The organism is Falsihalocynthiibacter sp. BN13B15 (assembly GCF_041205415.1).
In the GTDB taxonomy this organism is placed as follows: domain Bacteria; phylum Pseudomonadota; class Alphaproteobacteria; order Rhodobacterales; family Rhodobacteraceae; genus Falsihalocynthiibacter; species Falsihalocynthiibacter arcticus.
The window spans coordinates 209000-234303 of sequence record NZ_JBGFCE010000003.1 but is presented as its reverse complement, the minus strand read 5'-3'; the positions used below and the strand labels follow the sequence as shown (position 1 = coordinate 234303).

The 25304-nt window shown below is 53.2% G+C and carries 25 protein-coding genes and 1 pseudogene; 9 read left to right on the top strand and 17 right to left on the bottom strand.

Annotated elements, in window-relative coordinates; translation table 11 throughout:
- Positions 1 to 65: 65 nt before the first annotated feature.
- From AB9F26_RS06415 to AB9F26_RS06390, 6 genes are all read right to left on the bottom strand, one after another.
- Positions 66 to 1703 (bottom strand): ABC transporter ATP-binding protein, encoded by a 1638-nt coding sequence (locus tag AB9F26_RS06415; RefSeq protein WP_335586041.1) that lies wholly within the window; start codon positions 1701 to 1703, stop codon positions 66 to 68.
- Positions 1700 to 2518: an ABC transporter permease gene (locus AB9F26_RS06410; protein ID WP_039003624.1), complete on the bottom strand. Its 819-nt coding sequence runs from the start codon at positions 2516 to 2518 to the stop codon at positions 1700 to 1702. Before AB9F26_RS06410 ends, AB9F26_RS06415 begins: the two co-directional genes overlap by 4 nt.
- Entirely contained in the window at positions 2515 to 3471 is a 957-nt protein-coding gene (locus tag AB9F26_RS06405; protein ID WP_039003659.1) for an ABC transporter permease, read from the bottom strand. The genes AB9F26_RS06410 and AB9F26_RS06405 overlap by 4 nt, the downstream gene beginning before the upstream one ends.
- A gap of 9 nt (positions 3472 to 3480) precedes the next feature.
- A complete protein-coding gene (locus tag AB9F26_RS06400) occupies positions 3481 to 5067 on the bottom strand; it encodes an ABC transporter substrate-binding protein (protein ID WP_335586040.1) in 1587 nt (528 codons plus the stop codon).
- A gap of 94 nt (positions 5068 to 5161) precedes the next feature.
- The gene (locus AB9F26_RS06395) at positions 5162 to 6610 is read right to left on the bottom strand and encodes a carnitine 3-dehydrogenase (RefSeq protein ID WP_369767630.1); all 1449 of its coding nucleotides are present in this window, start codon (positions 6608 to 6610) and stop codon (positions 5162 to 5164) included.
- Positions 6607 to 7530 (bottom strand): 3-keto-5-aminohexanoate cleavage protein, encoded by a 924-nt coding sequence (locus AB9F26_RS06390; RefSeq protein ID WP_369767629.1) that lies wholly within the window; start codon positions 7528 to 7530, stop codon positions 6607 to 6609. The genes AB9F26_RS06395 and AB9F26_RS06390 overlap by 4 nt, the downstream gene beginning before the upstream one ends.
- 141 nt (positions 7531 to 7671) lie before the next feature.
- Between AB9F26_RS06390 and AB9F26_RS06385 the strand changes: the two genes are divergently transcribed.
- Positions 7672 to 8625, top strand: coding sequence for a GlxA family transcriptional regulator (locus AB9F26_RS06385; protein ID WP_369767628.1), 954 nt, complete (start codon positions 7672 to 7674; stop codon positions 8623 to 8625).
- Between the two features lie 21 nt (positions 8626 to 8646).
- Here the strand turns inward: AB9F26_RS06385 and AB9F26_RS06380 are convergent, their stop codons facing one another.
- Complete coding sequence (locus AB9F26_RS06380) at positions 8647 to 9549, bottom strand: alpha/beta hydrolase (protein WP_369767627.1); 903 nt, start codon at positions 9547 to 9549, stop codon at positions 8647 to 8649.
- A 523-nt stretch (positions 9550 to 10072) separates the two neighbouring features.
- On the opposite strand from AB9F26_RS06380, the gene AB9F26_RS06375 reads away from it, so the two are divergent.
- Entirely contained in the window at positions 10073 to 11233 is a 1161-nt protein-coding gene (locus AB9F26_RS06375) for a WD40/YVTN/BNR-like repeat-containing protein (RefSeq protein ID WP_369767626.1), read from the top strand.
- Positions 11234 to 11304: 71 nt separating this feature from the next.
- On the opposite strand, the gene AB9F26_RS06370 is transcribed toward AB9F26_RS06375, so the two are convergent.
- A complete protein-coding gene (locus AB9F26_RS06370; protein ID WP_369767625.1) occupies positions 11305 to 12651 on the bottom strand; it encodes a DHA2 family efflux MFS transporter permease subunit in 1347 nt (448 codons plus the stop codon).
- Positions 12652 to 12741: 90 nt separating this feature from the next.
- Between AB9F26_RS06370 and AB9F26_RS06365 the strand changes: the two genes are divergently transcribed.
- Positions 12742 to 13650, top strand: coding sequence for a LysR family transcriptional regulator (locus tag AB9F26_RS06365; protein WP_335586892.1), 909 nt, complete (start codon positions 12742 to 12744; stop codon positions 13648 to 13650).
- A gap of 264 nt (positions 13651 to 13914) precedes the next feature.
- On the opposite strand, the gene AB9F26_RS06360 is transcribed toward AB9F26_RS06365, so the two are convergent.
- Entirely contained in the window at positions 13915 to 14340 is a 426-nt protein-coding gene (locus AB9F26_RS06360) for a hypothetical protein (RefSeq protein ID WP_369767624.1), read from the bottom strand.
- Positions 14341 to 14930: 590 nt separating this feature from the next.
- Here AB9F26_RS06360 and AB9F26_RS06355 point away from each other — a divergent pair.
- Together AB9F26_RS06355 and AB9F26_RS06350 are read left to right on the top strand one after the other, a co-directional pair.
- Positions 14931 to 15230, top strand: a complete 300-nt coding sequence (locus AB9F26_RS06355; RefSeq protein WP_335586890.1) for a hypothetical protein — start codon at positions 14931 to 14933, stop codon at positions 15228 to 15230.
- A gap of 3 nt (positions 15231 to 15233) precedes the next feature.
- On the top strand, positions 15234 to 16010 hold the full coding sequence (locus AB9F26_RS06350; protein WP_369767623.1) for a methyltransferase domain-containing protein: 777 nt from the start codon (positions 15234 to 15236) through the stop codon (positions 16008 to 16010).
- Positions 16011 to 16173: 163 nt separating this feature from the next.
- Here the strand turns inward: AB9F26_RS06350 and AB9F26_RS06345 are convergent, their stop codons facing one another.
- A complete protein-coding gene (locus AB9F26_RS06345; protein ID WP_335586888.1) occupies positions 16174 to 16848 on the bottom strand; it encodes a gamma-glutamylcyclotransferase in 675 nt (224 codons plus the stop codon).
- Between the two features lie 865 nt (positions 16849 to 17713).
- Between AB9F26_RS06345 and AB9F26_RS06340 the strand changes: the two genes are divergently transcribed.
- The 3 genes from AB9F26_RS06340 (at position 17714) to AB9F26_RS06330 (ending at position 19579) form a co-directional block, all read left to right on the top strand.
- Positions 17714 to 18082 carry an Arm DNA-binding domain-containing protein gene (locus AB9F26_RS06340; protein WP_335586887.1) on the top strand — a complete coding sequence of 123 codons (369 nt, stop codon included), beginning with the start codon at positions 17714 to 17716 and terminating at the stop codon, positions 18080 to 18082.
- Entirely contained in the window at positions 18030 to 18797 is a 768-nt protein-coding gene (locus AB9F26_RS06335; RefSeq protein WP_369767622.1) for a tyrosine-type recombinase/integrase, read from the top strand. The genes AB9F26_RS06340 and AB9F26_RS06335 overlap by 53 nt, the downstream gene beginning before the upstream one ends.
- A gap of 290 nt (positions 18798 to 19087) precedes the next feature.
- Positions 19088 to 19579 carry a fasciclin domain-containing protein gene (locus AB9F26_RS06330; RefSeq protein ID WP_369767621.1) on the top strand — a complete coding sequence of 164 codons (492 nt, stop codon included), beginning with the start codon at positions 19088 to 19090 and terminating at the stop codon, positions 19577 to 19579.
- Between the two features lie 426 nt (positions 19580 to 20005).
- Here AB9F26_RS06330 and AB9F26_RS06325 read toward each other — a convergent pair whose 3' ends face one another.
- From AB9F26_RS06325 to AB9F26_RS06315, 3 genes are all read right to left on the bottom strand, one after another.
- A complete protein-coding gene (locus tag AB9F26_RS06325; protein ID WP_369767620.1) occupies positions 20006 to 20641 on the bottom strand; it encodes a DUF3047 domain-containing protein in 636 nt (211 codons plus the stop codon).
- A 29-nt stretch (positions 20642 to 20670) separates the two neighbouring features.
- Entirely contained in the window at positions 20671 to 20967 is a 297-nt protein-coding gene (locus AB9F26_RS06320) for a hypothetical protein (protein WP_335586883.1), read from the bottom strand.
- A gap of 553 nt (positions 20968 to 21520) precedes the next feature.
- On the bottom strand, positions 21521 to 21649 hold the full coding sequence (locus tag AB9F26_RS06315; RefSeq protein ID WP_335584944.1) for a hypothetical protein: 129 nt from the start codon (positions 21647 to 21649) through the stop codon (positions 21521 to 21523).
- A gap of 293 nt (positions 21650 to 21942) precedes the next feature.
- Between AB9F26_RS06315 and AB9F26_RS06310 the strand changes: the two are divergent.
- Positions 21943 to 22071 (top strand): annotated as a pseudogene (locus AB9F26_RS06310) (integrase); the annotation flags it as partial.
- Positions 22072 to 22418: 347 nt separating this feature from the next.
- Here the strand turns inward: AB9F26_RS06310 and AB9F26_RS06305 are convergent.
- The 4 genes from AB9F26_RS06305 to AB9F26_RS06290 all read right to left on the bottom strand — a co-directional run bounded on the left by AB9F26_RS06305 (position 22419) and on the right by AB9F26_RS06290 (position 25208).
- Positions 22419 to 22856: a pentapeptide repeat-containing protein gene (locus AB9F26_RS06305; protein WP_335584943.1), complete on the bottom strand. Its 438-nt coding sequence runs from the start codon at positions 22854 to 22856 to the stop codon at positions 22419 to 22421.
- A gap of 66 nt (positions 22857 to 22922) precedes the next feature.
- The gene (locus AB9F26_RS06300; protein ID WP_335584945.1) at positions 22923 to 23123 is read right to left on the bottom strand and encodes a zf-TFIIB domain-containing protein; all 201 of its coding nucleotides are present in this window, start codon (positions 23121 to 23123) and stop codon (positions 22923 to 22925) included.
- 94 nt (positions 23124 to 23217) lie between these two features.
- The gene (locus AB9F26_RS06295; RefSeq protein ID WP_335584942.1) at positions 23218 to 23376 is read right to left on the bottom strand and encodes a hypothetical protein; all 159 of its coding nucleotides are present in this window, start codon (positions 23374 to 23376) and stop codon (positions 23218 to 23220) included.
- Positions 23377 to 23417: 41 nt separating this feature from the next.
- Positions 23418 to 25208 (bottom strand): SLC13 family permease, encoded by a 1791-nt coding sequence (locus AB9F26_RS06290; protein ID WP_369767619.1) that lies wholly within the window; start codon positions 25206 to 25208, stop codon positions 23418 to 23420.
- Positions 25209 to 25304: the final 96 nt, after the last annotated feature.

Below are 25304 nucleotides of genomic sequence, written 5' to 3'. Positions count from 1 at the left end.
TGACGCTAAGTGAGTTCCGGCGTTTCAACAAGCGAGAACGGGATGCGTGCAAGTTGGGTCGTTTTTCAATTGCCCGCACTTTCCATTTTACGATGCGCGATGACCTCTTCCAGCCACCCCAGTTTCATCTCAGGAATTGAGCTGAGCAGCAGGTCGGTATAGTCATCAAACGGCGGCGAAAGCACTTCTGTTTTGCTGCCATAACGCACGACCTCCCCTTGATACATCACCGCAATACTATCCGCGACGGCACGCACCGTGGCCAGATCATGCGTGATAAAGAGATACGCGACATCCTCCGTCTTTTGCAGGTTCAAAAGCAGCTTTAGGATGCCATCCGCGACCAAGGGGTCCAACGCCGATGTGACCTCATCACAGATGATCACCTTGGGTTTGGCCGCAAGGGAACGCGCGATGCAGACCCGCTGTTTTTGCCCACCGGAAAGCTCGGCTGGATAGCGGTCGATGAACTCTTCGCCCATCTCGATTTCATCCAACAACTCGATGATCCGTTTACGCTTTTCGGTGCCGCGCATCCCAAAGTAAAACTCAAGCGGACGCCCAATAATGGTCCCCACCGTTTGGCGCGGATTCATCGCGACATCGGCCATTTGATAGATCATCTGTACTTCGCGTAAATCATTCAAATCGCGGCTTGCCAAATCTGGGCTAAGGGTGCGCCCCGCAAACTCAATCCGCCCTTCCGAGGGTGGCAATAACCCTGTAATAACGCGCGCAAGGGTCGACTTCCCCGACCCGCTTTCGCCCACCACCGCCAATGTTTGACCGGGGTGCAATTCAACATTCACATCGCGCAAGACATCAAAGTTTGTGCCTTTGTAACGCGCCGTTATCTGTTCAACTTTCAGCACAGGCTCAGACGATGGTGCCTTTTCTTCGTGACGGATCGAGCGCACAGAAACCAGTGCACGGGTGTAGTCTTCGGACGGGTGGTTGATGATCTTATCGGTGCTGCCGTATTCAACCATTTCACCCATTTTTAGCACCATGATATCATCCGCAACCTGTGCCACGACCGCCAGATCATGAGTGATATAGATCGCGGCGACGCCTGTAGCGCGGATCGCATCCTTAATCGCCTTCAAAACTTCGATCTGCGTGGTCACATCCAAGGCTGTTGTGGGTTCATCAAAAACCACCAAGTCGGGTTCGGGGCAAAGGGCCAGAACTGTCATACAGCGCTGTAGCTGGCCGCCCGAAACCTGATGTGGAAACCGATTTCCGATAGTCTCGGGATCGGGCAAACCCAACTTGTCAAACAAGGTCACCGCTTTTGCAATCGCCTCTCGGCGCGTGAATTTGCCATGATGCACGGCAGCTTCGATGACTTGCTCCATGATCCTTTTGGCGGGGTTGAACGATGCGGCGGCCGACTGGCTCACATAGGTCACCTCGCTCCCGCGCAACTTGCGCACGTCGCGTGGTCGCGCCTGCAGGATGTCGCGCCCATTCACCCAAACTTCACCGCCGGTGAGTTTTACACCGCCACGGCCATAGGCCAACGACGCCAAGCCAATGGTCGATTTTCCCGCGCCAGATTCGCCGATGAGGCCCAGAACTTTGCCCGCCTCTAGGTCAAAATCCAACCCGTGAACGATCTCGATGTCATGGGCTTTTTCGTTTGGAGGAAAAACCGTCGCGCCGATTTTCAGACCGCGCACTTTGACCAGTGGTGTGTTCATCCTCGGCCTCCTTTAAGGGACGCGGTGCGGTTCAAAACCCAATCCGCAACAAGGTTGACCGAAATCGCGAGGGTAGCAATGGCGAAGGCGGGCCAAAGAGCGGCTGGAATACCGTAAACGATCCCCTCCTTGTTCTCTTTCACAATGCCGCCCCAATCAGCCTCTGGAGGTTGAACCCCAAGACCAAGGAACGACAGCGTCGAAACGAACAACACCATGAAGATGAACCGCAGGCCCATTTCGGCAACCAGAGGGCTTAGAACATTGGGTAGGATTTCACGAAAGATGATCCATCGCGTGCCTTCGCCGCGCAGTTTCGCGGCCTCGACATAATCCATCACGTTGACGTCCACCGCGACCGCGCGCGACAATCGATAGACGCGAGTTGCGTCAAGCAGGCCCATCACGATGATCAAAACAGGGATCGTCACCGGCATGACCGACAACACAACCAGCGCAAAAATCAGCGTCGGGATCGACATCACAAGATCAACAAAACGCGACAACACTTGATCAACCCAGCCCCCCAAAACGGCAGCCGTCAGACCGAGGACCGATCCAAGGCTGAAGGACAAAACCGTCGCCGCAGTTGCGATAAAGATCGTTGTGCGCCCGCCATAGATCATGCGGGTCAAAAGATCGCGTCCGATACTATCGGTGCCCAACCAGTGCTTGGCCGATGCGGACTCCCAGATGTCATTGCTGACGATTTCGGACATGCCATACGGCGCGATCCACGGGGCAAAAATCGCCATCAGGAAATACAGCGATGTGAAGAAAAGGCCGATGGCCGCAGAAAGGGGGATACGGCTCATTTCGGATGCCTCAATTTTGGATTGGCAAGAATGGACACGACGTCGGCCACCAGATTTAACCCAATATACACTGCGGCAAAGATCAATCCGCAGGCTTGAACGACGGGCACGTCCCGTTTGCTCACATGGTCAACAAGATATTGCCCCATCCCGGGATAAACGAACACCACCTCAACCACGACCACGCCAACCACAAGATAGGCGAGGTTCAACATCACCACGTTCACGATGGGGGAAATGGCGTTTGGAAAGGCGTGTTTTGCGATCACATTAAAGCTGCTGAGCCCTTTGAGTTCGGCGGTTTCAATATAGGCCGATTGCATCACGTTCAGGATTGCAGCACGTGTCATCCGCATCATTTGCGCCAAAACAACGAGGGTCAGGACAATGACGGGCAAGGCAATCGCACTCAATTTCTCGCCAAAACTCATGCTGTCATTGATCATGGCAACAGAGCTGAACCAGCCCAGCTTTACGGAAACGAAGTACATTAGAATATAGGAAATAAGGAATTCAGGGATCGAAATTGAGGTCAGCGTGACGGCCGAAATCAATTTGTCGGGCCAGCGATCCCGATAGCGCACTGAAAGAAGTCCGAGAAAAATTGCCAGTGGCACCGAGATGAAGGCCGCCCAGAAGGCAAGAAACATCGTGTTGCTCAAGCGGCTACCAAGGCTTGTGGCAATATCCGCGCCGTTTGTCAGGGCGGTTCCCAGATCTCCGTGCATAACCCCGCCAAGCCAACTGAAATAGCGGGTCAAAGCGGGCTCATTCAGACCCAACTCCTCTCGCAAGTTTGCAAGGGATTGCTCGGTGGCGGATTGGCCAAGGATTGATTGCGCCACGTCGCCGGGCAGAATTTGTGTTCCTACAAAGATCAGCGCAGAGGCGGCGAACAGGAGGAGTATGCTCAGCGCTAGGCGCTGAGCAATCAGTTTAAGAATAGGATGAATCACCTGATACTATGCCTTCCAGCATTTCACAGCCGCAAATCCGTTCATCATTTCAAGGTTCGGATCGGCTTCCCATCCTGCGATATCGTCGCGGACACCTTCGACAAAATCGTTGAACATTGGACAGATCACGCCGCCTTCATCGCGCACCAGCATGGCTGCTTCGCTATACAGAGCCTTGCGTTTCACAAGGTCCAATTCTGAGCGTGCTTCCAAGACAATACCGTCAAAGGTATCGTTGAAGAACCGCGTGTCATTCCAGTCAGCGCCCGTCGTATAGGCTGTGGAATACATTTGATCCTGCACAGGACGGCCACTCCAGTAAGACGCACAGAACGGCTGTTTGTTCCAGACTTCCGACCAGTAACCGTCGTTTGGTTCACGCTTGATTTCCAACGGAATGCCCGCCGCTGCCGCAGATTGCTGGAACAATGCCGCCGCATCAACCGCACCAGGGAAGGCGCCATCGGCTGTGCGCAGAATAATCGGGCTGCCGTCGTGGCCGGATTTCTTATAGTGGAAAGCGGCCTTTTCAGGATCATAGGTGCGCTGAGCAATGGTATCGTCGAACAGGGGATATGCCGCGTTGATTGGGAAATCGTTGCCGATGCTGCCATAGCCAGAAAGGATTTTTTCGACCATTTCTTCACGGTTGATCGCATATTTCAGCGCAAGGCGCAGGTCGTTATTGTCAAACGGTGCCGTGTCACAATGCATGATGAAGACATAGTGTCCCCGTCCGGAAACGTTGCGCACGCTCAAGCCCGGCGAGCGATCAAGCAAGCCTGCAACATTTGGATCGACTTGGTTAATCATCTGGACCTGACCAGATTGCAACGCGGCGCTACGGGCCGTCGCGTCGTTGATCACGAGAGTTTCAACGGTGTCGAAATGACCGATGCTATCATCCCAATAGTTCGCAAAACGCTCGCCTACATAGCGGATACCGGGTTCATTGACGGTGATCGCATAGGGGCCCGTGAAAATACCCGCCGTTGGATCATCCATGCCGCCATTGGGCTGAATGACCAGATGATAGTCAGCCATAAGGAATGGTAAATCGGCATTGGGTGTCGTGAGGGTGACCTCAACTGAATCGCCGTCGACCCGCATGGATTCGATGCCCTGCATGATCCCAAGTGCGCCGGATTTTGACTCTTCGTTTGAGTGGCGTTCCAGCGTCGCAAGAACATCCTCTGGTGTCAGAGTCTTGCCATTGTGGAACTCAACACCCTTGCGGATTTTGAAGGACCATGTCTTTGCGTCGGCGGTGCTCTCGATGCTTTCTGCAAGGCGGAAATCGATCTCACCCGATGGAGATACATTGACCAAGTTTTCGCCCGATTGGCGCAAAATGTTGAAGATCACTTGGGAGGTTGCCGCCGCTGGGTCGAGCGAATTGGTACTTTCACCACCACCAAGACCAATGCTCAGCGTGCCACCACGAACGGGGCCAGCGGCATGGGCCGCGGAGGAAAGCATCGTGTTCGCGGCCACAGCGGTAATGCCAAGTGCGCCTGCTTTGCCAAGAAAAGCGCGGCGATTGTATTTGCCTTGTGCGGTGCGAGCCAGAAGGTATTTCAGTTCATCGTTCATGGTTGTTTTCCCAGTTTTTTGAGTGATTGATAGAAATCGCATCTTCGTGTTTTCGTCCGAGGTCCCTTTTCTCACCGTTGTCCGGCGACGTATTTCAGCTGCGATCTGATTGACCGACATAACGACCTGCGCCTTCTGGTGGTGGCATCCCTGAGTGGGATTGCACAAATGCCGCGAGGCAATCTGCGACCGCGCGCGAAGGCAGGCTTGTTTTTCTAGCATTTAGATCCATGTGTAACAACAGAGTTTCAGATGTCGCGACCAAAGTTTCCCCCTGATCCTTATACATCCGGTGGAATAAATGCATTTTTTTGCCCGCAGCTGAGAGCACTTGCGTCGTTATTTTCAACACGCTGCCTTCCTTAACCTCCTCAAGAAAACGCAGGTGGGACTCTACGGTAAAATAACTGCCGCCAGACGCGACATACGTAGCGTCAACGCCGATCATTTCCATGAATCGATCCGTCGCCTGTGAACTTGCTTCTTGGTATTTGGCCTCATTCATATGGCCATTGTAATCGGTCCAGCTCTGCGGAACTTGGCGCGAAACAGTTACCGGAAGGTCGACAAAATCCGGTGTCGGCAACGTCGCTTCATGGGAATTAATCGTCCCGCCTGCCCCGCTCCCTGATTTTTTCAGCGCCCGCATCATGCCAACAAGATTGTCATCGCGAAGGCGTTCCAGTTCGCGGATCGACATGTGGCCAGATTGGGCGTCTGATTGACCCGCAATGAGATCGACCAACTCATCGGTAAACTCCGGCACGTCCATCAATTTGGTCCACGGCCATTTCAGCGCGGGGCCAAATTGCGCCATGAAGTGCTTCATTCCCGCCTCGCCGCCCGCCACGCGATAGGTCTCAAACAGACCCATTTGCGCCCAACGCAGGCCAAAGCCATAGCGAATGGAGTCGTCGATTTCCTCGGTGGTGGCGATGCCATCGCTGACAAGCCAAAGTCCTTCGCGCCAAACAGCTTCAAGCAAACGATCCGCGATATGTGCGTCAATTTCCTTACGCACGATGAGGGGCTTCATGCCGATAGAAATCAGGATATCGCGCGCCCGTTCAGTGAGCGCGCTTGGCGTCAATGCCGAGGGGACGACTTCAACCAATGGCAGCAGATAAACGGGGTTAAACGGGTGTGTCACGATGACCTGTGCAGGGCGATCTGCGCCATCCTGCAATTCGGAGGGTTTGAAGCCCGAGGTTGAGGAGCCTAGGATCGCATCATGGGGCGCATGCTCTTGTATTTGCTTATGTATCGCGTGTTTTAAGTCAAGGCGTTCGGGTACGCTCTCTTGTATCCAATTGGCCCCTGAAACCGCATCAGCCATCGACTCATGGAACGTAAGCGCCCCTTCCGGCGGAAGCGCCCTGTCGTAAAGCGATGGCAAACTGCGCCGCGCATTGGCTAGAACATCCCCAATTTTTCGTGCCGCATCTGGGTCAGGATCAAAGACAGAAACATCCCATCCATTCAGCAAAAAACGGGCAACCCAGCCTCCGCCAATCACCCCACCACCAACTATCGTCGCTTTCATCCGCGCGCCCCTTTCGGTGCTCGTTTTACCAGAGCCAGTTTTTCCCGAACCTCTTGCGGACCCATAATCTTGGCCCCCATTCCCTCAATCACGCCCACGGCTTTTTCGACCAGCTGCGCATTGGTGGCGAGGACGCCGCGCTCCAAAAACAGGTTGTCCTCAAGTCCGACACGGACGTTGCCACCCGCCAAAACAGAAGCCGCCACATAAGGCATCTGATCGCGGCCCAATGAGAAGGCGGACCAATTCCAATCCGCTGGGATGTTGTTCACCATCGCCATGAAGGTGTTCATGTCATTGGGCGCGCCCCAAGGCACCCCCATGCAAAGCTGTACCAAGGCGGGTGATTTCAGAATGCCTTCCTTCACCAGTTGCGTGGCGAACCAAAGGTGCCCCGTATCAAAGGCTTCGATTTCTGGCATGACGCCCAAGTCCGTCATCATCTGCCCCATAGCACGCAACATTCCCGGAGAATTCGTCATCACATAGTCGGCCTCTGCGAAATTCATCGTCCCGCAATCAAGGGTGCAAAGTTCCGGCAAACACGCGGCGATATGCGCCATGCGCTCGGTTGCGCCGACCATATCGGTGGCCGCTGCGTTCAACGGGAACGGGCTTTCCGCCGAGCCAAAAACGATGTCACCACCCATGCCAGCCGTCAGATTCAAGACAACGTCAACTTCGGCATCGCGGATGCGGTCGGTCAACTCGCGGTAGAGATTCAAGTCACGCGAAGCGGCACCCGTTTCTGGATCGCGCACGTGGCAATGCACGACGGCGGCCCCCGCCTTTGCGGCATCAATCGCGCTTTTGGCGATTTGTTTTGGGGAGCGCGGGACATGCGGGGACTTATCTTGGGTCGCGCCCGCCCCCGTTACAGCACAGGTAATAAAAACGTCGCGGTTCATAGTTAGAGGCATGGATGCCTTCCTCTTCGATCAGATGTCATGGCATAGAAGCCGCCCCAAGGCAGATTTTGCAGGGTGCCGATGCTTAGGAAGAATTCTAAAGGGTGCAATAGGGCAGATACTTTACATAAAATGCCATAATATGTACGAATCATGCCAGATAAGTCACCAACCTTCTGTTTCCTACTGTTTGATGGATTCTCAAACATGGTGCTCGCCAGCGCTCTTGAGCCACTGCGCGTGGCGCATGGTCTTCCCACGGGGCCGGATTTTACATGGGAAACGGCGAGTGTTTTTGATCAACCCGTTCAAAGCTCCAGTGGCCTTCAGATCACACCGAGCCTCGCTTTGGCCGAGGTGAAAAGCGTCGATTATTTGATCTTGGTCAGCGGCTATGGGGTTCGCCAACACGCGACACCAGAGGTGTTTTTAAAGCTGCATCAGCTTCGCAACATCACACGTCATATTGTTGGGATTGATACCGGCGCTTGGCTCATGGCTGAGGCAGGGTTTCTAGAGGGTCACGAGGCCACCATCCACTGGCAGGAAATGAATGCATTTGGCGAGAGGTTCCCTAATGTGAAGCTTTCCGAAGACCGTTTTGTGCAATCGGGAAATCATATCACATGTGGCGGGGCCTCCACCGTCATGGATATGATTTTGAAGCTCATTCAGGATCAATATGGGGCCGCCCTCGCCTTTGACGTCTCAAATATGTTTGTGTTTGATGTGAACTGGAAGTTTGGGATAAACCAAGGGGCGGGGCTGATGAAAACCGCAGGATCACCTGCCCTGCGCGCGGCCGTCAACACTATGGCAGATAATATCGAACACCCTATTTCCCTCTCGGATATTGCCGATGCCACCTCGACATCCCTGCGAAGTCTGAACCGCATTTTCTTAAATGAACTGCAAATGCCACCCGGTAAATACTATCAGCTCCTACGATTAACGCGTGCGCGGGATATGGCGGTGGAAACGCACCTCTCAGTGATTCAGATCGCACTCCTGACGGGCTTTTCTTCGGCATCAGCGCTTAGTCGCGCCTTCTCAATGCACTATAAAATGCGGATCAGTTCGGTGCGCAAACGAAAATTGGTTCTTTAGATACCAGTGCTAAGTGGCTGTTCAGGCAAGAAATGCCCGCGCCGCCGCAATGATCGCGGCAAAACTGTCGCGCGCTCTCTGGCTTCTGTGGCGGGCTCGTAAATACCCATGGATAAGTTGTGGCTCGTTGCGCCACGTGGCCTCTACGCCCGCGCTGCGCAATTTCTCAACATAGGCAGGCCCCTCATCACGCAAGGGATCCACGTCCGCCGTTACGACAAAGGCAGGCGGTAAATTGGCAAAATCCCGCGCCCGAAGAGGCGAAAGTTCGGGGTCGTTTTTATCCTGACAATCGCCCCTATAGAGGGTTTCATTATGCGCCAAATCAACAGTGCGAAGAAGCGGAGCCTCCGCGTTTTCCACAAACGAAGGCAACGTCTTGTCGCCGCCAAGCCCCGGATAAATCAAGATCTGTGCCAGTGGCATTGGCCCCCCGACCCTGCGCAAACGCAAGCACAGCGCGGCACTGAGCCGCGCCCCCGCACTATCGCCAATAACGATGGCTCCTCGCCCATCCGCGGTTAATTTCCGCCAAACCGCTTCGACATCATCCAACGCTGCCGGATAGCTATGTTCCGGACACAAACGATAATGACTGGACCAAACCTCGGCCCCCGTCGCCGCCGCAAGTTCCGCACAGACGTCATCGTGACTGTCCAACGACCCCACGACGAAACCGCCACCATGCGTATAAAGTATCGCCCCCTTGCCGGAAGTTTCCGACCGGTATTTTCGAACCGGAATACCATCAACCTCGATATCTAGAACCGCGACACCTTCGGGGTGCGGCGCCCAAAATCCCGCGCACATGGCATCATAATACATGCGGTTTTCCTCCGGTGTGGCCAGATTTGCCTCGGACGGGTATGCCGCTTCTGTATCTGCGATGAATTTTAAAACCTCTGGGTCGGTGACTTGTGCCATCAGCGCTTATTTCTTTTCATATATTTAGGTGCCGCGCGAAGTCTGCGTTCGCTCGGTACGATGCGATTTACTGCGTCTCACAATGCCGATCCGCGTTGGCTCCGACTATAGAATGCTAAACTTTGACGACAACAATCATCCAGTGCGGTTATCGGTCTTTAGTCCAAGGTGAGGCGAGCCAATAACGAAACGCACACGCCCCATTTTTCACCCCACCTTTAATGTCTCCCATCGCGGGAGACGTTCAGTGCATAGTCATCACCAAAACTTACTGCAGAGTCGACAATTAATCTCGGTTGCGCTGCATGCTGGCACATAGTGTTCCCTCTATTGAGTTCTTGGCAACTTTTCATCTCCTAGGGGTGAATCAAACGGAGTTTACTCCGTAAAGTTACTGGGTCCGCAATTTCACACATATCGCGTACCATCGGCGCGGTCCAAGACGGGTACGACGACAAATTTACACTAGGCGCTTGGGGTCGTGATTGCTATTATGTGTGTAGTTCTAGGGAGTGTAAATCTCATGTCTGTAAACAATATCAATGTACTTGTTGGCACGACTAAGGGTGTTTTTCTATTGTCTGGCGGCACCGACCGAGAGGGCTGGAAGGTGCGCGGGCCTTACTGTGACGGTTGGCCAATTAACCACGTTGTGGGAGATGCCAAAACCGGGACTCTGTGGGCTGGCGGTGGAGGTGATTGGCACGGAGCGGGCATTTGGCGCTCAACTGATGGCGGTGAAAGCTGGCAGGTCACCCGCTTATCAAAAGGCAAGATGGACGAATGGGCCGCCAACGATCCAGACTTCGCCAAGATGATCGGCTGGACCGATGAGGCGCTACCCTTCACGGATGACTTTTCCCAGATATGGTCGCTAAACTTCAGTCACGGCAAGCTTTACGCGGGAACCAAACCTGCGAACCTGTTGGAAAGTAAGGATCGCGGCGAACAATGGACCAAGGTTGAGGGCCTCACGGATCATCCTTCCTTTGAAGCGTGGATACCTGGGGCCGCGGGATTGGTGCTGCATACAATCGTGCCTGAGCCGTCGAATCCGGAGAAACTCTGGGTCGGCATATCCGCCGCAGGTGTCTTCGCCACCGAGGACGGCGGTACCACTTGGGAGCGCCGCATTCGCCTTTCAAACGCTGAAGCCTGTCAGGGGCATGACCATCCCGCCGCGCCCCAAAACGGTGAACTTGGGCATTGCGTGCACAATATGGTGCGGGCGCCGGGGCATGAGGATGTGCTTTATCAACAGAACCATCACGGGGTCTGGCGTTCCTCCAATGGCGGGCGCAGTTGGGACGACATCAGTAACGGCCTACCGTCGCTCTTTGGCTTCCCGATCGCGGTCCACCCGCGCGATCCTAACACGGTCTGGACCCTCCCTTTGAATGGCGACAGCAAAGGGCGCTTCCCGCCCGATGCTTCAGCGGCGGTCTGGCGTTCACAGGACGGTGGGCAAAGCTGGCAGGATATGCGTCAGGGATTACCGCAAGACGCGTGTTATTTCACCGTTTTGAGACAGGCCATGGCCACGGACACCCGTACTCCAGCGGGGGTCTATTTCGGGACAAACTCTGGCTCGGTCTTTGCCAGTTCCGACGAGGGCGAAACGTGGCAAGAGATCGCACGACATTTGCCGACAATACTTTCGGTGGAAATCTTAGACGGCCCATAAAAAGCAAGGTCCCCTCACTCCTGCAATAGGATGGCTTGCGGAGCTTTGCTTTTGCTATGAAAATCATCCCTTCAATTCACGGCAGGGTTCAAACTGACCTTCATCGCGATGGCACCGAGGAGGAAGCTTGCGCTGATTGTTGCCAATGCCACGCTTGGCGATGCCGTGGCAATCAGAGTTCCAAGAACGGCCACGCCGAAAGCACCGCCAGCCTGACGCGCGGTGTTGAGCACTGCGGATCCGACGCCCGCTCTTGCGGACGGCACATTCTCAAGGGCTGCGGCCACGATGGCAGGCAGTGTCGCGCCGCCAATTCCGATCAGCAGGGAACCAAGCAGGAAGATTGTCGACGTAAAGCCTCCGAAAACCATGAGCGCCGCGCCAACCGCGCCAATGCTCAAGGTTATCATTCCTGGAAGGGGCGCCCCAAACTTTGCGACCATACGGCCAATCGCAAAGGCTACGATGGCTGTGGTGGCTGTCATGGGGGCGAACTTAAGTCCGACAGAAACTGGCGCGGCCCCATCAGCCTGAAGGATGATCGATAGCGAAAATAATGCGCCGTAGTAGGCAAAGTTGTAGAGGAACGCGGCCATGATCGCACCAGTGAAGGCGCGTGATCTAAAAATCTGGAATGGCAGCATGGGATCGACGTGGCGTCGCTCTATTATCACGAAGGCCGCGACGGCCACCACACCGACGACCGCCGTCGCCAGCACGGGAAACGACATCCAGCCCAATTCCTGACCTTCCGTGGCCGCGAAAACTAGTGCGATGAGGGCCAACATGCCAAATGTCTGACCAAGCGGATCAAACGCACGTCGCTGCTGGTCGGGGTTTCCAACAGACATTGAAGCCGCAATATAAGCCAAAAGCCCAACAGGCAGGTTCAAAAGAAAGATCGCGCGCCACCCTAGAGTTCCGGCAAGAAAGCCACCCAGCAAAGGCCCGGCCACCAGCGCCACGGCCGAAATCGCGCTCCAAGTTCCAAGGGCGTACGCGCGGTCTTTTGGGTTCGGAAACGCATGCACAAGGAGTGCCATAGAACTTGGAAGGATCGCAGCGGCCCCGATACCTTGAATGGCCCGTGCCGCGATCAAAACTTCCGTAGAGGGCGCAAGGCCGCACAACGTCGATGCTCCCAAGAAAAAGAGGAGCGCCGCGAGGAAGACCCTGCGTGCGCCAAGCCTGTCGGAAAGCGCCCCCGAGGACAGGAGTAAACCAGCAAAGACCAGCGTGTAAGCATTGGTGATCCATTGAAGGGCTGACAACCCAGCGCCCAACTCCTCTGCAATTGTGGGCAAAGCCACATGCAAGGCCGTCGCGTCCAGCGTAATCATGAACGAACTCGCGCCAAGTGCAGCAATCGCAACGGCGGGGGGTAAACTGCGGGTGGTTTCAACTGTACGAGTGGTCATGGCTGTCTCCTTTTCCATGTTCTACTGGCACAACGATCGTACAAGTGATACTTATGGAGATAGAATGTGGGTATAAGGCCAGCTTATAGTATGAATTTATCGCAAATCCGTGTGCTCGTGGCCGTTTCGGATACAGGTAGCCTCACCGCTGCCGCCCAGAGGTTGGGCCTGTCACAATCGGGTGTCAGCCAAGCCTTGGCGGCACTTGAAACGCATCTTGGGGTCATGCTCATATCTCGGACACAACGCGGTGCTGAAGCAACGGCGATTGGCGACGAGGTTCTCGCAGAAGCGCGTGATGTGCTTGCCAGTCTTGACCGGATCAAACGCGCCACCGATTTGGCCCGTGGCGTTGAACAGGGGCGCCTGCGGCTTGCGGCGTTTCCGTCTGTTTTTCACACACTTCTGCCGCCGCTTCTGCGCCGCTTTCAGGAATTACATCCGGGCATTGAGGTCGTGACATTAGAAGCCAGTGATACCGAAATCGAAGCTTGGCTCGCCGCGGGCACGGTGGACCTCGGGGTGACCGCCGTCGAAAGCTATAGCGCCACCCAATTCCCGCTGGGGCAAGACGACTGGGTGGCCGTCCTGCCTTCCGGCCACGCGATCGCGACGGCTCCTATTCACAGCGTCTCTTTGGCGCGCCTCTCAAATGAGCCATTTATATTGGCGACGGGCGGGTGCACGATCCACGCGGGAAGCCTTGCGGAGACCCTCGGTTGTGGGTTGCAAGACGTTCGGATGGAGGTGCGCGACTGGATCAGCTCCTTCGCCCTCGTGCGCGAAGGATTGGGCGTCACAGTGGTGCCAGAACCCACCCTGCCCTCCGACCGTCGCGGCATAAGGGTTCTGCCGTTAAAAGAAGATTTGCACCGGTATTTTGCGCTCAAACCTTCATGTCTGGCCGAAAATAACCCCGCGGTATCGGCTTTCCTAAATCTAGCTCGATCACAGGTTAAGATGCTGCAGACTTCGAATTCGGAAAAATTGCTCGTTTAGCTCGAAGTGGGTCGCACGCAAATTATCTAACGACAACTTAACACCTAAAAACGTTTATTTTCATAACGTTAGAACTCACAGTTCAGAAAGAACCTATGGGCGTAGTTTCGCGCCCGTCAGCGCGCCGTAACTGCAACGAACGATGAATTCAGATTTCACATGGTCGTCGAACTTCAAGTCCCCTTTTCCCACGTTAGCAAAAAGGGGACTTTAGCGCCAAGTTATGACTGTAGTGGTGGTTTTTTGAACAAGCGTATGTCTCTCTTAGGGCCGCTCGACAACTACATATGTCCCAGCTTCAATTTGGTACCAATTGTACCCATCATAACAATACTGAACCCCCTGAACCACTTCCACAGCACAGCTTGGAGGTTCCGACGTTAACGCGGTACCAATTGCCATTCCTGCGACAATCCCGAGCGCGATTCTCGCGGCATCGGTGTGATGATCGTAATGGTGATCGACATCTTGATAGTGGTCATCATGGTGATCGTCATGGTAATGATCCGCCCCACCACCATGTCCGCCGCCATATCCACCACCATGTCCGCCGCCGCCATGCCCACCACCTCCGTGTCCGCCGCCACCATGTCCGCCGCCGCCGTGTGCCATACCGACCGAATATTGAGCGAATAGCAGCACTGTAGAAAGGGCCGTTATAGATGAAATTTTAAGTACAGTTTTGAACACAGGTTTTCTCCTAGGTTTAAATCTTCGCCAAGTTTAATTCAGACGGGTCCAACGACATCAAAAGTAATGGTTCTATGACCGAAACAGACCCTCGATACTTGTAATACCACACTTTAGCCTATTCAAAGTCTTTGTTGAAATGTTTACGCACTGGCATCCCCCCACGCAGAACGATGCCCCTTTCAAACTGGCCGACATGCGGCGACCGCTCAAATCGGCAAGAAGCCCCACCTAGAAAAATGCATGTAAGCCATCGACGGCCCGAGCGTTGCCTTGCCTCCTTCAACCCCTGAAATCACCGTGAACTAGGGGATAAAATACGCCGCGGATTAGGGCATAATCCAGACAAGAGGATTAAAAACAGTTCAGAGCGCCTATTGATTTTCATATTCAAATATATCGGCAAATGATTGGCGTAACTCCGCAATTCGAACTCGGCGCGACCGATCGCTTTTGTCGCAGTTGTTCTACTCTGCGCCACGATAGCAACGGCGAAGGCCCCTCAAGCTGACTTAGTCCTAAAAATATGCTATATTACCTTAAGTTGGTAGGTATTTGATGGCAAAGGCGGCGATTGGGAGGCTTGCGATATGATCATCCGAATATTTCAAGTGGTTGCGAGATCGGGTAAAGAGGAGGAGTTTAGTAAATTCTTCCACGAGACTGCGATCCCAATGATGCGCGCAACAAAAGGCATCGTCCAAGTGTTGCCCGGCGCCCCTCGTCCGGACTCTCCAAGGGAATTTAGTTTTGTGATGGTTTGGGACAGTCTGGACGCATTAAAAGCCTTCGCCGGTGAAGACTATCAGAGCCCCCATATTGACCCTGCCGAGGCCGAATTGGTCGAAACTCGGAGGATAACGCATTACGACCTCGTTGAGGCGGGCTAAGCGATGTTGGAGTTCGACGCCAAAACAACCCGATTGCTGGAAGTCGCCTATCAAGGGGCGGATGTCACCCGAAGACGCCAAGCGTCCTTTGATGCCCTGCAACCTGCCCCTGGCGAAACCATTCTGGATATCGGCTGTGGCAATGGTCTTCTAACATTGGAGTTAGCGCGGGCTGTTGGAACCGCGGGAAAAGTGGTCGGTATTGATCCAAGCCCTGATATGCGAACGGCTGCGATTGCGCGGTGCAAAGAGTTTGAAACCGTCGATATTTTGGATGCTCAAGCCATCGGAATACCGATGAAGAATGGGAGCGCCGACAAAGCGGCCTCAATACAGGTGTTCGAATATGTGGAGGATTTGCCCGCCGCATCAAAAGAGGTCTTTCGGGTGCTGCGCAAGGGGGGACGATTGGCGATTGGGGATCTCCATCTCGATAGTCTGATCTGGCACAGTGATGATCCGGATCGCATGGCGCGGATGATTGCAGCTTGGGACCACCATTTTGTGGAGCGGCGTATCCCCGCGGTTCTGCCTTCGTTTTTACGGGAGGCCGGATTTGTCGTCGACGAGATAAGGCCCGTGACCGTCTGCGATTATGTTTTAAAAACAGACGGGCTGGCAAATTTGATGATGCACGTCATGGAAGCCTACGTCGTAGGCCAAGGCCACATTTCTGAAAATGAGGGTCGCTTATGGAGAGAGGAACAACACGCTCTTGCAAAAAAGGGTCGCTTTTTCTTTTCGATCACGCATTTCGTCCTTTGCGCGCGAAAGCCTTGATTCCTTAAGGTCAACGCGTCCGCAAAACCTCCGTTGGGACGTTTTTAGGTTTTAATTGCTGTCGCCACAGTTCGAGAGCACGATGTTTTGCCCTGCCCTTACTGCCTACCCTCGATTAGTTTCAACAGCATAGATTTTGGTCCGCTTACACATTGCGGGGTGGTCAACGGCTCAATCGTGCGGCCACCAACTTCTGCATCTTCCAAAGATAGCCATCATGAATACCGCGATCTTCCAAATGCTCCACCGTGCTGCGTAGGTACTCGGCCATTGATCCGCGCTCCCCGGCCGCCGTCGCAAGCGCCTCGACAATTACGTCTTCCGCGAGGTCTGGAAGATAAGCTGGGTGCGACGTATCGAGCACGACAATAAGGGCGCGAATTGGGCCACTGTCGGTACGGACGTCGGCCCATTTCATATGCAATTTCTCCCACTGGATCGGGTGTTCACGGCGCACTACTCGTTCGAGGTTTTCTCTGAGGGTCACATTGGGCAATCGAAAGGCCACACCGCGGCAAGATCCTCCACTTTCAAGGCCCAACATGATGCCGGGTCGTTCTGGAGTGCCGCGATAGATCCGCACCCATCCGAGGCAAAAAGAACGTCGATAGCCAGCAAGTGTGCCCAATCGCTCTTCCACGAAATCAAATTCTGGGCTCCAGATTAGCGAACCATAGGCAAATATCCAGACCTCACCTGAAGGGGGTGCGCCGGCCAACAATTCCTCAACAGCGCCTGCATAATCTACGTCCGTCGGCAAATCGTCCCGTGAGGAGAGTTTTCCGCTTTCTCCTTCAAACGGAGGAACGCGGGAGACAAGCTCCTTGGTTAAATGCATTTGGTGGGGCTCCATTGCTTGTTACTCCATTTTATTGTCACAACTTTGCGTATTAGAAATCGCGGGGAAAGAGGGCCATAAATACCGTCGCGCCCTCTTTGCTGCCGCAGCTAAAACAGTCCAATAACAAAAGTTTAGTCAGAGTCTCTCGCCGAAAGCTATTTTGCAAATAGAGTGAAGCGATGCCGCGTAATCTCTCTTATTATATGCCTTAAACAGTATCTGGCAACATTTTTTCTGCTCCAAATACATTGACGCATTGGTCTGGATTAGGCAGAGGCGCATTCGCGCTGGGCCAGATTTCCTGAGGTAATTCCTCCTTGGTGAGGGCACTCCTGAATATCTGCCAACTCATGCAACAGGTGCCTGCAGCCTTTTCACCCACATCACCCTCACGCCGGACAGGGTTTCCTTAGCCATTGAACGGGCTGTAAGATTTTTGGCTATGGAAACGCTTGTAGGGGGCCAAAACGTAGAAACCCACGCGAAGATGGCTTGCCATTTATCAATGGTCGGGAGTGACAGGTTTAGACTATGTTTTCCATTTTCAAGAATAAAAACTTCAATTTAGATAGGATAGTCGGGTCACAAAAATGGTACAAGATTAAGCAATCCTGACGACGGCAAGTACGAAGGATTGCAAGGCACGGCCGCCACAGTTCATTCAGGGGAAACACTCTATGTGTTTCTGCTCCGACGTGTACAAGTCAACGGTGATGTATCGTCGTCGTGCACGGGCAGACGTAACTCAAATCCCAGCAAATCTAACACGCTGCCAGTATTCCTGCCTTCCCTTGTATAGTATGTTCGTCTTATTCTTAGGAATTTCGCGTTTAGGTGGGGGACGTTTTGGGGTATTTTAAGAATGCCACAAAAGAACTTAAGGCGACCCGAGAAAGCATTGTCGCCAAGGTTCGTCGAAACCGTGAACAAACTGGGCAAATATTTCGATGGGCAAGGCTTGTTTCTCCGCGTGGCAAAAAACGGTGCGCGGCAATGGGTGCAGCGCATCACCATTCGTCGTAAAAGATGTGAAATTGGGTTGGGCAGCCTGCCCACAGTATCATTAGCGACTGCACGCAAGCTTGCATTTAAAATTCGCGGCAAGGCTATGCTCAGGGGAGACCCTTTGGCCGACAAGCGCAAAACGCGCAAGGTTTTTACCTTTGCAGAAGCAGGATTTGGAGACCACCGTACAGGATGTGTTGCGCGTTCTGGAACCGATTTGGCTTGAAAAGACGGAAACCACACCACGTCTGCGCGGGCGGATCGAGAACGTCCTATCGTGGGCGACTGTGGCCGGACACCGGTCTGGAAACAACCCCGCGCGCTGGAAGGGCAACCTGTCAAAAATCCGTCCCAAGCCCACAAAGGTCGCCAACTCCAATCACCAACCGGCGCTGGCCTTAGGTGGTGTACCCCGCTGGTGGGTGAGCCTTGAACAGCGCGACGGGATGGCTGCACGCGCGTTACGGTTTCTTAGGCTCACCGCTGCACATTCAGGTGAGGTGCGTGGAATGACGTGGGATGAACTCGATATCGGCGAAGACGCTATTTCTAGCATGCCCACTGTTTGGAGCATTCCGGCCGCTCGCATGAAAAACGGCAAGCTGCATCGTGTGCCGCTGACAGAAGAAGCCGTAACCCTTCTTGATGCTTTGCCACGGTTCAATGACACACCTTGTTTTCAGCGCCTCAAGGCGGCATGCTATCGGACATGTCGATTTCGGCCGTCATGCGGCGAATGCAGGACGGCTGGTCGGTTTGAATGTCGCGAACGGCCCCAAGCGGCCGTTGGGCAGATTTGCGACAAATGGCGGCTAGTTGGCTGTTGCTGTGAAAACAATGGGCGGGATTGGCAACGTCCACGGACCTTTTGTTTCTTATATGGATTTGACTTAATCGGTCATCGCCGCTCGGATGTTGGTCAGCGCGTCGAGTTGCCGTGAAGGTATAAATATTGCCCGCCGTTTCATCGTGCCAGGCAATGTATGCCACAGTGCCGCCTATTTGCGTAACATCCAATTCAAAGTTCATACCCAGATCAGAGCTTTCCTCGATTTCTGCGAAACCCTTTGCAATTTTTTACTGCCAAGCCTGACTGTTCGTTTACTAACAATACTTTTCGAGACTCCGTTCGAAGCTGTTGGAGAGCGCTCATCAAAATTTAAAATATAAAAATGATCCATTTTTGGATGCGATGCGTAACCCATACATTAAATCAAATGGGAGATAGATTATGAAACGAAGAAATGCGCTGAAATCGATTGCCGCAGTTGGCCTGATTGCGCTGACAGCAGGCTGCTCGACCGGAAATATGAAGGGCGATGACATTGTTGATGTTGCATCATCTAACAGTGATTTTACGACTCTTGTAGCAGCGGTTTCGGAAGCTGGACTCGTCGAAACACTTAAGGGGAACGGACCATTTACTGTTTTTGCTCCGACCAACGAAGCATTCGCAGCGTTGCCAGCTGGTACAGTTGAAAGCCTTCTAAAACCAGAGAATAGGGATCAACTTGTCTCCATTTTGACATACCACGTTGTGTCTGGGTATTACTCAGCAAGCGCTCTTTCGGGGAGCAATGGACCTTTGACGACGGTCCAGGGTGGCACAATTAGTGTTAACGGGTTGGACGGAGTTAAAATCAACGACTCGACTGTAATTATTGCGGATGTTCCTGCGTCCAATGGAGTGATCCACGCGATAGACAAAGTGCTCTTACCCTAAAAGGCAAGTACAATTTGAAGTGGAAGCCCCGATGGTTTTCGGGGCTTTTTTTTTTGCATTCGTTTTTCAATTTCATAGAGCGTCGATTTACAGGAATTAATCCTTTGAACAACGAGAATTTTGCGTTTGGATTTGTTTCAAAATATGAGAGAACAATTATTACTGGTCCTGCGGTTCTGGAAAATCCGTCTTTATCGAAGGTGCCCTTCGAAAAGTAGCGGGGACCAACCTGTACTGCGCTTATTGTCGAATGCTGCATTCGCAGACACAGGGCGACGTGGTCTTCTCTTAGGCCCCCAGCCTTTTTATCTAACTGAAACTCCTCGCGCATTAAGGCAAGCGCTCGCTACCAAGAAAAAGTGATACTCGAGTTTTGGGCCCGTATGACAAGACAAGATAGGAAAAAATCGCCATCGGAAGACTTTATTATTCGATACGAAGGTCTTGCAGACGTGCGCGCACCATTGTCTTTGTATCGTCGCTGTCGGACGACACGGCGAGGCCGACCAGAACGGTTTTTGGCTCACCGAAAGCCCTTTTATAGTCTGCAGCCAAATCTACGCTTTCGCCAAATTCACCAGTCCCCGCGGATCGAAGTATGATCGTTTTCCCGCGCATTCCCAAGTAGGGTGACGGAACAATGTCGCCCCGTGCGTAATTGCCCCCCCAAACATACATCAAGATACGAGCGTCATTCACCTTTAGCAGTTTTCGAATATTGGAATTTCGGTTTTTTTCAGCAACCTCAGGCGGCACAAACACAAAGTAGAGCGCAAGATTGCGATCGTCACCGCCCTTTTTCGAGAGCGTCGTGGGAGGAACACTGTTATCGACGGACCAATTCCACTTCGCGGTAACTGCACTACTGTCCGAGGCGGGCAGTCGAGTCCATAGCAGCGATACTGAGCCGTCCGATATCACCCTTACGCCTTGGCGCGACTGAGTCCACTTGTTGCTGGAGAAAAGAGAAAACTTCTGTTCAATCCAGTTTCCAAAAAACATGGCGTGTGTTTCAGTAGCGGTCAAACCAAACGCCAGAACAAAAATGAGTATTGCCTTCATTTACCCCGCCCTATTTGTGATCCAAGTATTTACTCGTGCTCACCATCAGAGCGGCGACCTGAACCCTTTGTGAATAAATTCGGTTTCGTCGCTGCAGCGGTATAAGTCGCGACCGTAATCGCTGCGGCCCCTATCAATACTGTATGTCCAATAATGCTCGCAGCAAGTACCGTGTAGCTTCCGATTGCGACGGCAAAAGCAGCGGCCCACATTAGCCCCAACGCTTGCAGAACATAATGCCGTGTCGAGACATCTGAAATGTGACGAAGCGGGCTTACTTCAGAATTAAATATGAAGTTCCATCCATTGACCAGTAACTGTCTCATTTTACTTTCCTTCCAATCTAGGCATTCCTGAATTTGAACACCGTTAATTAAAACTTTCTGACTAAAATTTAAACTCATTTATATTACGGGCAAATAGCGTTTTCGGATCACTTTTAAAATCATCAAGGAATGTGGCTTCTCCAAGAGCCTGTGGGGGTACGGAGTTGCATGCGCTTCTTTTAGCAAAGCCGACGTTCACGAAAATTGCAGCGAAAGGCCGCATTCCGCCCAAACTGACCATGTCTGCTCACTGCCCAGAGCGGCCACTCATCGCCATAGTGCAACTTCCCTGAAGCAGACATCATTTAGGATGTCAAAAAATTGGTTTCACCGGTTCAGTTCGGTACCTCTTTTTGAACTCACGGAGCACCATCTCAAGCGTCGCCTCAAAAATGCTCTGGTCAAACATCATCGTTTTCTTTGGCTCGTGGAGATAGCGCCAGTCTACGAATGCGTCTTTGTGCTGTGAAAGAATGTCGCGAATACCATAATCGACGAAAACGACGCTAGAATGAGGCGAATTTACCGATCGTTTAAACGCGTCATCGAGCCGCTAATGACTTTCAGGCAGCAAGCCATCAAACAGCTTTAACAGATCATGTGACTTGATGACTTTTGGATCGTCGTGATCGAAAACGAACCACGCCTTTAGCGCCAATTCCATCGACAGCGCTAACAGCATGGGCTCTACACCAACATGCCCGAGATCACTCCAGTCATCAATCTCTTCAAAACGCTGATCTGGAAAGCTCTTCGTTTTTTTGCAAAATCGCCTTGGAGGCATCACTAATCCGGATTGCCGTTGATAATCGAGCGCTCATTTTGGTTCCCGTTGTTTGTCCATTCCCAAATTGGAAGCCGAGCAGAGCTAACGCAAGAGGATAATTCCATGGATTTCGGCCCAAAGCACTTTAGCTCAATGGATTAAGCGCCACAGTTGAGAGAGCGCAATACCAGACGCAGGCACGGCCAGAGACGGCCATCCACCGTAAGACAGGCAATCTTCGCGCGGTCCAACTTTTGCTTGGACATACCAAGGTGGACAGCACGGTGCGGTATTTAGGTGTCGAGCTTGAAAATGCGTTGAGAATTGCCACGACGATCGGCTTTTTGCCGTTCGTCTTTCCGGGCAGATCTTGCATCAAGGCTGGGTCAGTGACTACTCAGAGCCCACCTATCCAGTTTTCCGAAACGTACTGAATGAACGCTGTTTCCACACAGCAATCGCAGGCATCAGGCACGTCAGCCGCTATTCCAAGATTTTATTGTACCGTTTGTGTCTATTTGGGGTCACCATCCCCTTCCGTTGACCTTGCCTTTGCCGACGTACAAAATTGTCAAGTGTTCCACTGGCTGGCTTGAGGGCAGGTATTTATAAGTTTACCGATCACGGGATGAGCACAACCGGACTAAGCCAAGCATCGATCCCCATCGGATATTCTTTTGCTCAATTAGTTGCAGTCTGAATTGTCCATTAAATCGTTGGGCATCTGGGTATTGCAGAGCAGTGCCGGTTGAAGGTCAGTATTCTCCATCAAGGCACCCTCAAACACAGCGCCGCGCAAATCGGCACCTTCAAAGGATACATTGATAAGGGTTGCACCGGTAAAACTTGCACCTCGCAGGTTGGCAGACGCAAAATTTACGTCTCGCAACACAGACCCAATAAAGACCGCGATACTGAGTTGAGCCGCGTGAAAATCAACCGCGCTCAAGCGTGATTCCTTGAGGTTTATTCCCGTCAATCTGAGTTCGGAAAAATCCACGTCTTCGAAGCTGCACCCCCTGCAATTTCCGAGCATTCGCATTTCTTCCGACTTGTCGGCGTCTTGGGCGTAAGCGAAGTTAGCGATCACAAACATTATCATGACCATTGCCGTTTTTATCATTTTTGATCTCGAGTCCGCTCACGCGCAAATGTTTCATTTCAGGCCTCACAAGATTTATTTGGCCGTTCAAAAATCGAATAGCTCACCCAGAAGGTATCCGCGCCGCTTATTCCGAGGCTTGTCACGTTCCCTGCGACGGTAACCATCGTCCCAGTCGCGATCCTCAGCGCCTGTTGTGCTTGTCCCGCGGGAAGTTGGGCAGTAATCAATTTCCACACCGCAGCGATCAGTCATCACTAGGGTTTCGCCATCAACCGGACATTTCATCGTATTTTTGAACCTTTGGTTTGGGGTTATGGCTGTCGGAAGGCTATTTGGTTCAGTTAAAGCAATCAAATCGGGATTATCCCTTCGATACACTTCAAGTGTTCCTCATTTTTCCCGCGCTCTTCTCACTAATCAAAATGGCTACTGCTCTTTGAATTTCAATGACGTCACCGGGACGTAGGCGTTGTTTTGCTGATCCCAGAAAACCTTTTTTACCCCATTGTTCCGGCATCAAAATTTCGCTTTGAGCCAAGATAGACCTTCTTGACGGCGAACGAACGCTGATATCTTTTTCTAGGGCACCAGTGGCCAAATGAGCGGGATCAGTAACACCGTCGTTGTCCCGGTAATGATATTCATCGGAATACCGATCTTGAGGAAATCAGTGAATCTGTACCCACCAGCGTTATAGACGAGCGTATTGGTCTGGTAGCCGATTGGCGTCGCAAAGCTTGCGCTTGCAGCAAACATCACAGCTACAACGAAAGGACGCGGATCAAGGCCAAGCTGGATTGCCACGCCCGCAGCGATCGGTGCCAGCAGGACGGCGACTGCATTGTTGGTGACCAGCTCCGTCAGGATCGACGTCAGGGCAAAGACCAGTGCAAGGGCGACAATCGGTTGGACCGTGGACAGCAGCGGCGATACCTTGGCGACGATCAGCGCAAGCGCCCCCGAATTGTCCAATGCGCTCCCCAATGTCAGCATCGAAACGATCAGCAACAGCAACCGGCCATCGATCGCCCCCACTCCTTCATCCGCATCAATGCAGTTTGTCAGCAAAACCACCGCAACCCCGATCAGCGCAAGGGTCAGGATCGGGGCCACATTCAGGGCCGCCAAAACAACAACGGCAACCATGGTGGCAATCGCGATGGGGGCTTTCTTGCGGCGAAAGCCCCGCGAGGTCACGGGGGAAAGCTCGATCAACTGTTCTTCGACGGCAAGCCGCGTGATATCTTCCTGCGCACCGTCAAGTAGGAGAGTATCGCCGACCTCCAGTTTCATCTTCGCAAGACGCATGTCGACCGCTGCTCCCTTTCGGTGGAGTGCGACCGGATAGACCCCGAAACGGCGGCGCCACTGCAAGCGCCCGACCATCCTGTGCAGCGCTTTCGAATTCGGGCCGATCAGGACCTCGACAATCGACGTGCGCCGGGCGGTCGACGGCTCGGTGCCCAGAACGGCGTTGCCCACAGCAGCGCCGTCGCGAAACCCCATGATCTCGGTATCTGTGGTCTTCACAACCACAACATCACCAGCCGCCATCGTCGATGTGGCGAGGGTTGCGCGCAGGGAAAGGTCGCCACAGACAAGATCAACGACCCGACTTCCGGCCTTCTTAAAAGCGTCAACTTCCAGCACAGTCTTGCCGATCAATGGCGAGCCCGCAGGAATAAACAGTTCAACCAGCCAGGTGCGGCCGTCGCGCTTGGACTGAACCTCTCCGACCGTCTGTCGCACGGGCAGAAGGCGCGGAGCGGCGATTGCCAGAAAAGCTCCGCCAACGATGGTGACGACGATTCCGACAGGCGCGATCTCGAACAGACTGAACGGAGCCATCCCCAGATCGCGTGCAACGCCATCCACCAACAGGTTCGTCGAGGTCCCGATCAGCGAACAGGTGCCGCCAAGAATAACCATGTAAGACAGCGGGATAAGAAGGTGCGAAGCCGCAATCTTCATTTGACGCGCAAGGGTGATCACGACCGGAATCAGCACAATGGCCACCGGTGTGTTGTTCATGAAAACCGAGGCCCCGGCAGCGGCACTGAAGAACAGCGCGAGTGTTAGGACCGGACGGGTCGACGCATATCGACCAAGGACATTGCTGAGGGCCTCAAGTACGCCCGTCCGGACAAGGGCCGCGCTGAGGACGAACATCGCGCCAATGGTTGCAGGTGCAGGATTAGCGAGCGCATCCAGAACATCGGTCGGCTTGACAAGTCCGATGGCAAGAGCTGTTGCCGCCCCGCAAAAGGCGACAACATCCGGGGATCGCAGTTCCAGAACAAAGGCTGTAAAAACACCGAGGAACAAGATTACGGCAGCGTAAGGTGCCAGTGTCAAAAAGTCGATTTCCATGATGTGTTCAGGCTCCTTTAGGCCAGTGGCGACAAGGGTTCAGGCTTTCTCTACTTGAACGGCATCCTTGTTTTCTTATCATACATTCAGGTTCAA